At 61.0% G+C, this 13,141-nt stretch carries 10 protein-coding genes and 1 tRNA gene; 6 read left to right on the top strand and 5 right to left on the bottom strand.

The genetic code is table 11. The features are described from left to right. Positions 1–72: 72 nt before the first annotated feature. Positions 73–1,416 (bottom strand): zinc-dependent metalloprotease, encoded by a 1,344-nt coding sequence (locus tag I6E81_RS10175; RefSeq protein ID WP_197107335.1) that lies wholly within the window; start codon positions 1,414–1,416, stop codon positions 73–75. 108 nt (positions 1,417–1,524) lie between these two features. Between I6E81_RS10175 and I6E81_RS10170 the strand changes: the two genes are divergently transcribed. From I6E81_RS10170 to I6E81_RS10155, 4 genes are all read left to right on the top strand, one after another. Continuing rightward, on the top strand, positions 1,525–2,637 hold the full coding sequence (locus tag I6E81_RS10170; RefSeq protein WP_197107334.1) for a S16 family serine protease: 1,113 nt from the start codon (positions 1,525–1,527) through the stop codon (positions 2,635–2,637). 174 nt (positions 2,638–2,811) lie between these two features. Beyond that, positions 2,812–5,691 (top strand): UPF0182 family protein, encoded by a 2,880-nt coding sequence (locus I6E81_RS10165; protein WP_197107333.1) that lies wholly within the window; start codon positions 2,812–2,814, stop codon positions 5,689–5,691. A gap of 89 nt (positions 5,692–5,780) precedes the next feature. Further along, positions 5,781–5,857: transfer RNA gene (locus I6E81_RS10160), tRNA-Met, on the top strand. A 170-nt stretch (positions 5,858–6,027) separates the two neighbouring features. Further along, positions 6,028–6,978, top strand: coding sequence for an SDR family NAD(P)-dependent oxidoreductase (locus I6E81_RS10155; RefSeq protein WP_197107332.1), 951 nt, complete (start codon positions 6,028–6,030; stop codon positions 6,976–6,978). A 10-nt stretch (positions 6,979–6,988) separates the two neighbouring features. Here the strand turns inward: I6E81_RS10155 and I6E81_RS10150 are convergent, their stop codons facing one another. The 3 genes from I6E81_RS10150 to I6E81_RS10140 all read right to left on the bottom strand — a co-directional run bounded on the left by I6E81_RS10150 (position 6,989) and on the right by I6E81_RS10140 (position 11,405). Then, entirely contained in the window at positions 6,989–8,914 is a 1,926-nt protein-coding gene (locus I6E81_RS10150; RefSeq protein WP_197107331.1) for a threonine/serine exporter family protein, read from the bottom strand. A gap of 153 nt (positions 8,915–9,067) precedes the next feature. Continuing rightward, a complete protein-coding gene (locus I6E81_RS14635; protein WP_197107330.1) occupies positions 9,068–10,663 on the bottom strand; it encodes an LPXTG cell wall anchor domain-containing protein in 1,596 nt (531 codons plus the stop codon). Positions 10,664–10,793: 130 nt separating this feature from the next. Then, positions 10,794–11,405, bottom strand: a complete 612-nt coding sequence (locus I6E81_RS10140) for a TetR/AcrR family transcriptional regulator (protein WP_197107329.1) — start codon at positions 11,403–11,405, stop codon at positions 10,794–10,796. 104 nt (positions 11,406–11,509) lie between these two features. On the opposite strand from I6E81_RS10140, the gene I6E81_RS10135 reads away from it, so the two are divergent. Next, entirely contained in the window at positions 11,510–11,902 is a 393-nt protein-coding gene (locus I6E81_RS10135; RefSeq protein ID WP_197107328.1) for a VOC family protein, read from the top strand. Here the strand turns inward: I6E81_RS10135 and I6E81_RS10130 are convergent. Continuing rightward, positions 11,899–12,171, bottom strand: coding sequence for a hypothetical protein (locus tag I6E81_RS10130; RefSeq protein WP_197107327.1), 273 nt, complete (start codon positions 12,169–12,171; stop codon positions 11,899–11,901). The two genes, I6E81_RS10135 and I6E81_RS10130, sit on opposite strands and share 4 nt — an antisense overlap. Positions 12,172–12,283: 112 nt before the next feature. Between I6E81_RS10130 and nadE the strand changes: the two genes are divergently transcribed. Then, on the top strand, positions 12,284–13,108 hold the full coding sequence (gene nadE / locus I6E81_RS10125; protein ID WP_197107326.1) for an ammonia-dependent NAD(+) synthetase: 825 nt from the start codon (positions 12,284–12,286) through the stop codon (positions 13,106–13,108). Positions 13,109–13,141: the final 33 nt, after the last annotated feature.

Genomic DNA, 13,141 nt, shown 5'->3' with positions numbered 1-13,141 from the left:
AACTATGGACGACAAAAACTTGCTACACGAGCGCCCGTCGTAGTGGGAGGCCCGCAGTCTGCTCGCTGAGGGCTAGGAGCTTTCGCCCTCGTGAGGGCGATCTCCCGACTCATCGTTGAGAAGGTCATTGATGGCTTGATCAACGTCGTCCAGAGTGCTGCCGCCATCACGCAGTCGCGCAACCAAGGCCGCGGGATCGTCGATATCGGCTGCCGTCGGCATCAAGTCGGGGTGTGACCACAGTGCATCGCGTTGGTCGGCGCCAAGTTCGTCGGTGACGTGTTGCCACATCGCTGCCGCTTCACGCAGGCGGCGCGGGCGCAATTCGAGACCCACGAGAGTGGCAAAAGCAGACTCGGCGGGGCCGCCAGAAGCACGACGGCGTCGTACTGTCTCCGCGATCGCACTGCGCGCAGGAAGTCGCGAAGTAGCGGCCGCCGTCACAACATCCACCCAGCCTTCGACAAGGGCCAGCACGGTCTCGAGGCGCTCTAGGGCCTCGCGCTGTTCTTCGCTCTTCGGCGGAATCAGCGAACCGTTCGTCATTGCGTCGCGAAGCTCTTCAGGGTTGTTGGGGTCGAAGCCGCTGGCCAGCTCAGCAATGGCATCCGAATCAATGTGGATGTCGTGCGCATAGGCCGTGACGGAGGTCATGAACTGCAGACGCAGCCACTTTGCGTGGCGGAAGAGTCGGGCGTGCGCGAGCTCGCGCACCGCCAAGTAGAGGTGAATCTCGCTGTCGGGCAGGTCGAGACCGTTGCCGAACGCGAAGACACTCTGCGGAACAAGCACCGCCTGTTGCTCGTCGAAGAGGGGGATGCCGATGTCGCCGCCCGACACCACTTCGCTCGACAACTGACCAACGACCTGGCCGAGCTGCATGGCGAAGAGGGTGCCGCCGATGTTGCGCATGACTTTGCTGGCACCGCTGAGCATCTCATCCATCTCTTCTGGCGCGTTCTGCTTGAGAACGTCCGTGAGGGAATTGGCGATCGAGTTGGCCACTGGTTCAGCAAGCTGGGTCCAGATGGGCATCGTGATGGTGACCCATTCGCTGCGGCTGAGCAGCTTGGGTTCCACGGTGAGCTCGGAGATGTCGGTGACCTCGTCGAGCCAGAGCGCAGCCACATGGAGGGCCTGCTCGAGTTTGGTGCGTTCGGCAGGCAACGACACCACGGTGCTTTGTGACGCGAGGTTCTTGGCCTGCTCAAGAGCAATGTCCCAGTTAATTCCATCGCCGCTCTTGCCGAGCGCGTTCTGGAGCTGGCTCAGCAGTTGCTGAATCATCGCAGGATCGTTGGGCAACCCTGCCGCACCAGCCAATTTCGCCGGATCGATTTCGCCCTCGCCCGACAGAAAGTCGCGCATCATGTCGCGGAACTCGTCTTCGGAATTGTTCTCAGCATCGTCAGCCATGCTTTAACGCTAGCCGCTCGATGCCGTGCGCGGCTGAGTTTTGACCTAGGCTAGTGACTCTTACCGTGCGCCTGTGGCGAACACCGCTCCCACCCCGTAAGGACCTAGGTGGCCCTGTTTACTGATAATCGACCCGAACCTTCATCGAGCCGCGCCCGAAGTGGCTGGCTGGGATGGCTGGTTCTGAGCGTCGCGCTTGTAGGAACCCTGCTGGCAACCCTCGTACCTTCGCCGTACATCATCGAGCAACCTGGCCCGGTGTACGACACTTTGGGCGACGTGGAAATTGAAGGCGCCCTCGTGCCGCTCATTCAGATTCCGGTCGAGACGACCTACCCCACAGAGGGTGCGCTCGACATGCTGACAGTCAACGTGTTGGGAAACCCCGATTCACCGCTCAGCTGGTTTGAGGTTGGCGCCGCCTACTTCGATCGCAGCAAAGCAATTGTTCCGGTCGAAGCTGTTTATCCCGTTGGCGTAACGGTCGAGGATTCCACCGAAGCCGGTCGCATCCAGATGGAGACCTCGCAGCAGGAAGCAATTGCCGCAGCGCTCTCTGACCTGGGCTACGAATTTGATGCCACGCTGACCGTTGCGGAAACCTCCGCTGGCGGGCCATCAGAAGGCGTGCTCGAAGCAGGCGACATCATCCGCAGCGTGAACGGTGAGACTTTTGCCGACGTTGCGGGACTGCGCGACGAGATCGCAGCAAACGGAACCACAACTCCCGCCGAGGTTGTATTCGAGCGCGAAGACGAAGAATTGACCGTCGAGATCACCCCCACAATGAGCGAAGGCGACGACGCCATCCCGGTCATTGGTGTTGTGGTGGGTAGCGCGTACAACTTCCCGGTCGACGTGAAGATCCAGTTGGAGAACGTTGGCGGACCGAGCGCGGGAATGATGTTTGCGCTCGGAATCATCGACAAGCTCACGCCTGGCGCAATCAACGGCGGCACCGAAGTTGCTGGCACAGGAACGATCACCGCAACAGGCGATGTCGGACCGATCGGTGGCATCCAGCAGAAGATGTATGGTGCCCAGGCTGCCGGTGCTGACTTCTTCCTTGCGCCCGTCGAAAACTGTGACGAGGTCGCAGAAAACACTCCCAAGGGACTCACCGTCTATGCGGTCGACGACCTCAACGATGCGCTTGTCGCGCTTGCCAGCATTCGCGGCGGCTTGAGCGGCGCGGGACTGCCTTCATGCAGCGCCAATTGAGCGCTGCCTGATCCGTCAACTTTGCTACGAACCTTCCTGTGTGCTGCCTCCAGCACACAGCCCTGTGTAGAACATTGCACGGAGCTTGTGTAACGCTGAGAGCGATCACCAGCCCCGCGCCCATGAAAGACCTTTAAGATAGCTCTAAGCCCCCAATTTCAGGAGCAAAGTACTGTGTCGAGCCAAACCCAATCAGCCCCGACGAGCAAGACGAGGTCTGCGTTTACGATTACGGCGATAATTCTCGCTGTCATTGTTATCGCGTTCTTCTTGTTCTCGAACCTCTACGCCGATGTGCTCTGGTTTAGCCAGGCCGGGTATTTGGAGGTTCTCACTACCCAGTGGATCGCTACAGCCGTGATGTTCATCATCGGCTTCGTCGCGATGGCCGTTCCCGTAGGCGTCAGCCTGCTGGTCGCCTTCCGCGCACGCCCCATCTACGCCAAACTCAATGCACAGCTCGAGGGCTACCAGCAGGTTGTCGAACCGCTGCGCAAGCTCGCCATGGTCGGCATCCCGGTTCTGCTCGGCATCTTCGGTGGTGTCTCCTCAGCGAGCGCCTGGCCCGTTGCTTTGCAATGGCTGAACCGCAGCTCGTTCGGTGAGACCGACCCGCAGTTCGGCTTGGACATCTCGTTCTACTTCTACGAGCTCCCGATGTACCACTCCATCGTTGGCTTCGCGTCCGCCGTGTTGATCATCTCGTTCATCGGCGCGCTCGCCACAAGCTACCTTTACGGTGCTCTGAGCGTTCACGGTCGTGAGGTGCGCATTTCGCGTTCCGCTCGAGTGCAGCTTGCGATCACCGCAAGCATTTTCTTCGCACTGCAGGCCGTCAGCATCTGGCTTGACCAGTACACGACGTTGTATTCCACCAGCCAGGGCTTCCTGCAGACCGGTGCAAGCTACACCGAGGCAAACGCCACCATCCCGGGCCGTGCGATTCTCGCCGGCATCGCGGCGATCGTGGCCATCCTCTTCATCGTCACGGCGATCATTGGCCGCTGGCGTCTTCCGATGATCGGTACCGCCTTGCTGCTCATTAGTGGTTTGGTCGTTGGAAACCTCTACCCGTGGATCGTTCAGCGCTTCCAGGTAGACCCCAACGCGCGTACCTACGAGTCCGAATATATTGATCGAAGTATTCAAGCGACGAGGGATGCGTACGGTGTCGCTGATGTAGACGAAGTTCCTTACAGCGCGACAACGGATGCTGAGCCCGGTGCGCTTCGTGCAGACGCAGCCACGACGGCCAACATCAGAATTCTCGACCCCGCGATCGCCCCAGCAGCATTTGCGCAGCTCGAGCAGTTCAAGCAGTACTACCAGTTCGGTAGCCACCTCGACGTTGACCGCTATGAGATTGATGGCGAAACTCAAGACACCGTGATTGCGGTTCGTGAGCTCAACCAGTCCGGTCTTGGCGAGTCACAGTCGTGGTACAACAACGCAGTCGTCTACACCCACGGTTATGGCGTCGTTGCGGCTTTCGGTAACCAGCGTGCTGCCGACGGTCAGCCGGTGTTCCTCGAGTCGGGCATCCCGAGCACTGGAGATCTCGGCGATTACAACCCTCGCGTGTACTTCGGTGAAAATTCACCCGAGTACTCGATTGTTGGTGCCCCTGAAGGCTCTGACGACATCGAACTCGACTACCCCTCGGGTGGAGAAGACAGCGAACAGAACGCCACGACGACGTTTGAGGGCGACGGCGGGCCTGTGCTCGACAACATCTTCAAGAAGCTTGTCTACGCGGTGAAGTTCCAGTCTGAGCAGATCTTCCTCGCCTCAGACGTAACTGACGAGTCGCAGATTCTCTACGATCGCGAGCCTCTCGAGCGTGTAGCGAAGGTTGCTCCGTACCTCACCCTTGACAGTGACGTGTACCCGGCCATCGTGGACGACCGGATTGTGTGGATCGTCGACGGCTACACCACGGGTGCTAACTACCCGTACTCGCAGGTTGAGCAGCTTTCTAGCGCGATTGCCGACAGCTACACGCCGGCGCCGCAGTTCGCGCTCGACGACATCAACTACATCCGCAACTCGGTCAAGGCGACTGTTGATGCGTATGACGGTTCGGTGAAGCTCTACGCCTGGGATGACGAGGAACCAGTTCTGCAAACGTGGAACAAGATCTTCCCGAACACCCTGTTGCCGCAAAGTGACATGAGCGTTGAGTTGCTCGATCACGTGCGGTACCCCGCCGACCTGTTCAAGGTTCAGCGCGAGATTCTGGGATCCTTCCACGTGACGGATGCTGGCTCGTTCTACTCGAGTGATGACCAGTGGGTTAGCCCGGAGGATCCGGTTTCTGGAACCGGTTCGCTTCAGCCCCCGTACTACCTCACTATGCAGGTTCCGGGAACAGAAGACCCCGCGTTCACTCTCTACTCGACCTTCATTCCTAAGGGAACAGCAGACGCCAGTCGAAGTGTTCTCACCGGTTATTTGACGGCGAACTCGGATGCGGGACCTGATTATGGCAAGCTCACGTTGCTGACGCTGCCGAAGCAGGACACGATTCCTGGTCCCGGACAGGTACAGAACAGCTTTAATACCGACACGATCGTGGCCAACCAGCTGGCACTTCTCCAGCAGGGCGACACCGAGGTGAAGCTTGGTAACTTGCTGACGCTCCCCGTCGGCGGCGGGCTGCTGTACGTGCAGCCGGTCTACGTTCAGTCGACCAGCGGAACTCAGTACCCACTGCTGCGCAAGGTGCTGGTGTCGTTCGGTGACGAGATTGCCTTCGAAGACACTCTCGACGAAGCACTCGACACACTGTTTGGTGGAGACTCTGGCGCCGAAGCCGGCGACGGTGAAGTTCCGGTAACGCCGGATGTTCCCGTTGACCCGGATGCGCCAGTAGACCCGGATGCACCGGTTGTCACTCCCGGTGACAATGCGGCACTCGACAGTGCACTCGCCGACTACAAGTCAGCGCTTGCCGACCGTAACGCCGCCTATGCAGACAACGACCTCGTCGCTGCTGCAGAAGCTGACCAGAAAATGGTCGACGCAATCGAGCGCGCAATCGCCGCCACCGAATAGCGAATTCTGACTCAGCGGGCCGCAGCACACTGTGAGCCCGCTGAGTTCGGTTTTCGTGCCGTTCACCCTGTGTTACGCTTTATATACGCCGCGGGGTGGAGCAGTTCGGTAGCTCGCTGGGCTCATAACCCAGAGGTCGCAGGTTCAAATCCTGTCCCCGCAACCACGTAAAGAATCCCGGTCTCATTGAGACCGGGATTTTTGCGTTAACGAGCTCAGGCAGCGCATTCGGATGCGGGATCCGCCCACGGGTGTGAGATTCTTGGCTGCACTGTTCTCGCTGGTCGCCGGTTCTGCGACGCTTGTCGACAGTGCGTGACCAGAGAGAGACTCACGATGAATCCCCACGCACGCATGACCGCCCTCGTCACAGGTGCAAGCTCCGGTGTGGGCTGGGAAGCCGCAGCGCAACTCGCCGAGGCAGGCTACGGCCGCATCATCATCACGGCGCGCACGGACGAGAAAGTCGCGGAGGCTGGGGCTTCACTCAGTGCACGAGTTCCCGGCGCTCAGTTTGTGCCCGTGACTCTCGACCTTGACGACTTCAGCTCCGTCTCTCTGGCTGCCGAAACCCTCATCGCCGACGGCACTGCTATCGACGCTCTCATCCTCAACGCGGGCGTCGCCTCTACGACGCAACTGCGCCGAACATCGGCGGGCATCGAACAGATCATGTCAGCCACGCTCACTGGCCACCACGCTTTTGCTATGCACCTGCTCCGGGGCGGGATGCTGAGCGCCCACGCGCGCATCATCATTGCCGGGTCGGAGGCCGCGCGCGGAGATGTTCCCTCGTTCACGGTCGTTGACGTTGCTGAGTTGGCTGCGGCATCCTTCGACGGTGATCTGGAACGCGCGATCGAGGCGGTCCTTCGCGCAGAGCCACCGCTGAAATACAGCAACAACAGTCAGTATGCGACGGCCAAGACGTTTGCTGTCTGGTGGGCGAAAGAGCTCGCCACCCAACTTCCCGCAGGCATTACGGTGAACGCGGTGTCGCCCGGCAACACTCCGGATACGAAAGCGTCGCGGGGGATGCCCGCGATCATGCGCAGAGTGCTGCTGCCGCTCATGAAACTCATTCCTGGTGTCTCGCACAGCGTTCCGACGGCGGCTGCTCGCTACCTCAGCGCGATCGAATTCTCGGATGAGGTGACCGGCACCTTCTTCGCATCACCGCCGAAGAAAATGACGGGACCGCTCACCGCCGCAACCCAGAGCCATTTCACGAACCCGGACGGGCAGCGCGCGCTGTGGAACGTGTTGGAAAAGGTGACGACTCAGTAAGGTTCGGCGGCTATTTGTCGGCCGCGGGTTCAACCGCGGGTTCAGCGTCCTGTTCACCGTCGTGCTGATGGGTTGGTGCCGACACCGTCACTGGCTCGGTCGCGGGAGCGGGCTCAAGGAAGTCGAAGAGCTGCGGGATGCGTTGGTCTCGTAGCGAGCTTGAAGCGGCAAGGCCGATGAGCACGCCCAAGGCGATTGCGATCATCGTTCCGACGGTCGTAACGAGGCTGCTGAACGCTCCTGTGTTGCCGCCTAAGACCTCTGTGACGCCCACGAGGCCCAGCGCCCCCGGTACGAGCAACCAGAACGCAGGGAGGAAGCTGACGATGGCGGGAGGCCCGCTGCGGTGTCGGGCGACGAGAACCGCGACGGGAGTCATGGCGATGGCACCGATGAGAGCCGAGAGCACGCCGCCGAACAGCACGTCACCGATTACCTGGGCGCCATAGGCAACGTAGAGCACGAGCATGATCCACGGAATGGATGCTGGCCGAGCGCACTGATAGACCGTGATGCCTAGTCCGAACACGGCGACCGCGACCCACGGGGCGATCGGGCCGAGTGGCTCGCTCGACACATCGAGATTGATCGTAGGAACTCCCACGAGGGCGCCGGCGGACACTATGCCGACGGCGAGCAGCAGTAGCCGCATGGCTCCGGCTGCGGCGCGGGCGGAACCCGACATGATGTGGCCGGTCGCAAGCTCGATCACAGCTGTCGTGAGCAGCCCACCCGGCAACAGGATGACGAGAGGGGCCACGAGCGACGGCAGCACTCCGGAGTCCGCGGAGATGCGGGCTACAAGCAGCACAATCAGTGACGAGCCGAGCGCTGCCCCCACAATGACGAGAGCCGTGTAGGCGGAGGGGAGTCGTTCGCCAAGCAAGAGCAGCGTGCCGACACCGAGGCCAAGAACCGCAGCTAACAGCACTCCCAGCCATGACGATCCCAAAAGAACCGAGATTGCTGCTGACGTGAGGGCATAAGCGAAGACTCGTTGAACAGGAGAAAACGGTGCAGAAAGCTCTCGTACCTTGGCGAGCTGGCGAGTGACCCATGCGCTAGAGCCAGCCCGAACCCGCCCCACTTTGACGACGCGATCAATCACGTCAACATGGTGAAGTAAATAGGAACGTCGGCCAGCCGAGACGGCGCGGGTCTGGGCGGAGCCGTCGGCATCCAACGACACCAGTATTGCTGTCGGAAACACGATGACTTCAGCGGAGGGATACCCGTTTGCGGTGGCCACATCCTGCACTGCGGAACGAACCATGCTGACGGGATAGCCGCTGTCGATCATCGCTTCACCGACATCCGCCAGTGAATCGAGCACCACACCAGCGGAAGTGTTTCTGTCGCGCAACGGTGCTGCCGGTGCGGCAGTGTGCTCTGGGAGGGAGCGCCGGCGAAGGGCGAGCCAGAGCACAAAGAGGCTCGCGGCCAGCACAGCGATTGCGATCAGTAGTGACGTGAGCGAAACGGTGGAGGTCGCAACGCTTGGCGGTGTTGCCGGCAGGGGAACAACCTCGACCTCATCGACCGGAGTCTCGACCGGCGTGGGCGTGACGCTGGGGGTCGGAGTAGCAGTCTCGGAGGGGACCGGAGTGGGGGTGGGAATCGAAGTGGAAGGGGCAGTCGGCGTTGGGAGTGGATCGAGCGTAGAAGTCGGGCTCGGAGTGATCGTCGCTGGGGGAGTCTCTGGCGCTCCGGGGTCAAGCGCATCGGGGTCGTCGACAGCGGCCACGGCGGTGCCGCTCGCTGTGGCGTTGATCGAGAAGGCCGGCGAGAACGCTGTTGCGGACGCAGACGCAGACGCGAACGCAGACGCAGGGGAGGTGGGTGCGGCCGCCGCCGGTGCGGCTAACGCGAGTGCAGCGGCAGAGCAGGCAGCGACGACGAGCACTCGAAGAGTCAGTCGGCGCAGCGCGTGTCTCATGCTCCAGTGTCCTCCGTTGTAGACAAACCGGTGTGTATGAAACGTACGCGGAATCGTCGACAACAGCGAATGTGGATCGCCCTAGTACGCCTCATGGTGCTTGTGTTTCCGAGCCGTGGAGGTCGGGCGAGACGGGAGTTGTCTCCGCTGAACTTACTGACGTCGCCGTGCTGGGTTTCGGCGGACGGCGAGCAGCGTCGACCCTGCGATGAGCAGGAAGGCTGCTGCGAGAATCGTGTGTGTGGCGTCCGAGCCGGTTGCCGGCAGTAAAGCTCCAGCGAAACGGATGGTGGTGGCATCTGATGCGAGTGAAAGCTGATCGGATGCCACCATTGCGACGCTCGAGAAGTCGGCTCCGACATCCGTGACTATCAAGGTTGCTGTGCAGATCGCCGTAGCGCCAGGGAGAAGGTCAGCGGGCATTGCCGAACAGTCGAACGACAGCGTCGGCAAAGTGCTGGTGACGACGATGTTCTCGAGGGTCGTATTGCCGGTGTTGGTTGCCGAAATGGTGAACGCCACGGTATCGCCGGCGGCAGTGTATGTCGTGGTGTTTGCGCTCTGAGCGAGGTCGAGCGCGGGTGCCTGATTGATCGTGGTTGTGGCGGTGTCTGCGGCCGAGGTAACCGTCTCATTCCAGGCCTTGCCGGATGCGGTAGCTGAGTTGGTGTAGCTGCCCGCGTCAATATCGTCTTGGGTTACGGCATGCTCGGCAGTGCAGGTCATCGTCTCGGTCGTCGCGAGGGCATTCGCGGGGCAGGACAGGTTGTGCGCTCCCGCGTCGGTGACGGCGACGTTGCCGAGTGCGAGCGTTCCTGAGTTGGTGACGAGGAAGCTGTAGTCGATGTCGTCGCCCACGGCGGTCGCGCCCGCGGGCAACGGGGTCGCTGTCTTCGCGATGGTGAGTTCCGCAGTGCCATCAACGACCGAGGGACCGATGAAGCTCATCCCTTCCGCGACGGCGGTTCCTGTCTCGTGTTCGTCTCCGACAATGACCACCATGCGTGCGACCGGAGTCGTGAGGTCAGCGGTGAATCCGATCCAGCGTGTGCTGCGGTTGCCACAGCCGTCAGGGTCGGTGCCGCAGAGGCTTTGGTCGCCGCTGGGAACGACTTCTTCTTCAGAAAGGAGAAGGTCATCGGTGTCGTAGAGGCGCACGAGCGCTGGCACGCCCGACCCGTCGGTGCGCGTCTCAAGGTCACCGAACCAACCGCCGAAGGCGAGTACGCCCGTGGAGAAGGTGAATTCGAAAGCATCACGGGTGTTTGCTTCTTGCGAATTGCCGCCGGATGCCCCGTAGCTGAAGCCAGCGCCGTTCGTGCAGCCGCTATTGCCATCGAGAAGTGACGGCCGGGGTGAGCTGCTCTGAAGCGTGTTGCCGCTGCCCGTGCATTGTGCGATTCCCGAGTTCGGACTGATGCCGACATACGTTGTTGTGGCGCCGGGCGTGTACATGGTGCGTTCAACGGAGACGGTCGTACCCCCGGCGGTAGTTGCAATTACTCCTGACAGCGGGTCGTTGTGGGTTCCGTTGATGACGAGAGGCACGGGAACGGTTCCGCCACGCGCAGTGATGGCAGCGCCCCAGGCATCGCGAAGGGTGGTGGCGGCAGCACGACCGGCAATGTTGTTTCCGGATGCTTCGGCCGACACGTTCGCATAGGTGGCAGCGGATGCCGGCGTAGCGACGAGCGCAACGAGCGAGGTCGCGAGGGCAGCGACGAGTGCAGTTTTAATCGGGTACTTCACAGTGAATCCTTTAGCGTGAAGTCGCTTCGGGTGCGACGATCACCCCACAACTCTAGCGATCACGAAGCGACCAGACCACCGCCCAATTCGGGTGTCCGCGATTATTTGGCGAGCTAGCAGGCGGGGAGGCCTAGCGCCAGGTGTCGACGAGCGCGTGGATGGAGGCAAACGCAGAATGGACGTGCTCGGCACCAGCTTGGGAGCGGATGGTGACCTGAAGCCCGAAGAACAACAGCGAGAGCATGTCGGCTCGTTGCGCGGTCAGCTCGTCATTCTCGGTCGAACCGGGGAACGCGAGGGCTGCGAGAGCCGTCATCTGCGCGTGAAGAGCACGGCTGTTCTCGACGGAGAAGTCTTCGTAGCCTGGCGTGCTGCCCCGCAATTCGTTCGCACTCATCACCATGAGGCAGCCCCAACTGCCCTCGTCGGTGCCCGCGAATTCTTCGAACTTGTCGAAGAAAGTGTGGATGCCGGCAATGCCGGTCCCGGATTCAGCGCGCAGCTGCGCGAGCATCGCCATGCGCTCGTTGAGGTAGCGCCGCAGCACGGTTGCGAAGAGTTCTTCTTTGCTGCCGAAGGTGCGGTACAGGCTGGGTTTGTGAACCCCGCTGGCTTCAACAATGTCTGTCATGGAGGTATTGCCGTAACCCTGCTGCCAGAACAGCGCGGTGAGCTGGTTGAGCACAGCTTCTTCGTCGAACGCTCGAGGGCGGCCAGCGGTTGGTGTTAATGTGGTGCTCATTCATCCACTCTACGTCCATTCGTGGATATTTAGAACCCACCGGTATCAAAACAATCGTGTGCCGTTCAGGACGTGTCGTTGGTGAAAAACGGAGGGAAAGACCGATGACCAGTTCGTTAGACAATGTTGAAGCGATCACGGTGTTTGCGGATGACATTCCTGCATCCCGAGAGTTCTACACCACCGTCTTTGCCGCGCCCATCCTCTTTGAAGACGACGTCTCGGTCGCGCTGCGCGTTGGTGCCATCGTGATCAACGTCTTGGCGCGAACCGAAGCCCCCGCGTTGATAGCGCCCGAGCCGATCGCAGAAGCGGGAGCGGCGGCATCCGTAATGCTGACAGTGAATGTGCCCGATGTGGATGCCGCGTGCGCTGCTGTGCGCGAGCGTGGCGTTGAGCTCGTCAACGGCCCCATCGATCGGCCGTGGGGTCGTCGTACTGCCGTGTTTCTCGACCCGTCTGGGCTGCCGTGGGAGATCGCGCAGGAGCTGGGTTAGCTCGCGCGCGTTCCCCCAGAAGTGCGCTCGATCTTCAGCATGACGAGTGCGCCGACGATCAGCACCGGGCCGACGAGGCGTGCGATCTGAGTGAGAAACTCGACCCCACCGGCAAGGCCGCTCGCGAACTGCGAAGCGAGCGGGAAGCCGATCGATTGCGCGGCCCAATAGAGGTTGGGAATCACGAAGTTGCCCAGAACGAATCCCACGATGAGCAGGCCGAGCCCTGTCCAAAACGCAATCTTGGGGCGAAGTAGTTGGTCGATCATCCGGAGCTCCTGTGTTTCGTGGGCGTAACAGTTTCAGGCTAACCCGCCGAGAGTCTGCGGCGCAGTAAAAATGAACAATCCTAATGACACCGCTCCGGGTTAGATTTAACGCATGACTTCGTTGCAGGCGCGCATCATTTCCGAGTTGAACACCCAAGCCACGATCGACCCTGCTGGACAGATTCGCCGGCGCATTGAGTTTCTCAAGGAATATCTCACGGCTTCGCACGCCAAGGGCCTCGTCTTGGGCATCAGCGGTGGTCAGGATTCGTCGCTTGCCGGGCGAATCTGTCAGCTTGCCGTCACTGAACTGCGCGCGGAGGGTATCGAAGCACAGTTCGTGGCCGTGCGGCTGCCGCACGGGGTGCAGCACGACGAAGACGATGCGCAATTGGCGCTCGACTTTATTGAGGCTGACCGCGAAGTGACCTTCAACATCCAGCGGGCTGTTGACGGCATCGCCGCCGAATTCGCGGATGCGATGGGCGAGCCGATTACAGACTTCAATAAGGGCAACGTGAAGGCACGTGAGCGCATGGTGGCGCAGTATGCGATTGCGGGGCAGCTCGGCTACCTCGTGGTCGGAACAGACCATGCGGCCGAAGCCGTCACAGGCTTCTTCACCAAGTTCGGTGATGGTGGTGCTGATGTGTTGCCGCTCACGGGCCTTACGAAGCGCCAGGGCAAGCAGCTACTCAAGCACCTCAATGCTCCCGAGCGCCTCTATGAAAAGGTGCCGACCGCCGACCTGCTCGACCACACGCCCGGCCAGGCCGACGAAGCCAACTTGGGCGTCACCTACGAGCACATCGACGACTACCTAGAGGGCCTCGATGTGCCCGCCGAGGCCGCCGCCGATATCGAGAAGAAGTTCCTCAACACTCGCCACAAGCGTGCGGTGCCGGTGTCGATGTACGACGAGTGGTGGACTGACTAGCAGGAGCATTTTTCGCACCCTCTAGCTACACTG

Origin of the sequence: Salinibacterium sp. NG22 (assembly GCF_015864925.1) — a bacterium.
Classification (GTDB): Bacteria; Actinomycetota; Actinomycetes; order Actinomycetales; family Microbacteriaceae; genus Rhodoglobus.
This window is presented reverse-complemented; position numbering and strand designations above follow the sequence as displayed.

Coding starts and splice junctions, on each gene's coding strand:
- nadE (WP_197107326.1), top strand. CDS start 12,284: ATGACTTCGTTGCAGGCGCGCATCATTTCCGAGTTGAACACCCAAGCC.
- I6E81_RS10135 (WP_197107328.1), top strand. CDS start 11,510: ATGACCAGTTCGTTAGACAATGTTGAAGCGATCACGGTGTTTGCGGAT.
- I6E81_RS10140 (WP_197107329.1), bottom strand. CDS start 11,405: ATGAGCACCACATTAACACCAACCGCTGGCCGCCCTCGAGCGTTCGAC.
- I6E81_RS10130 (WP_197107327.1), bottom strand. CDS start 12,171: ATGATCGACCAACTACTTCGCCCCAAGATTGCGTTTTGGACAGGGCTC.
- I6E81_RS10150 (WP_197107331.1), bottom strand. CDS start 8,914: ATGAGACACGCGCTGCGCCGACTGACTCTTCGAGTGCTCGTCGTCGCT.
- I6E81_RS10155 (WP_197107332.1), top strand. CDS start 6,028: ATGAATCCCCACGCACGCATGACCGCCCTCGTCACAGGTGCAAGCTCC.
- I6E81_RS10175 (WP_197107335.1), bottom strand. CDS start 1,416: ATGGCTGACGATGCTGAGAACAATTCCGAAGACGAGTTCCGCGACATG.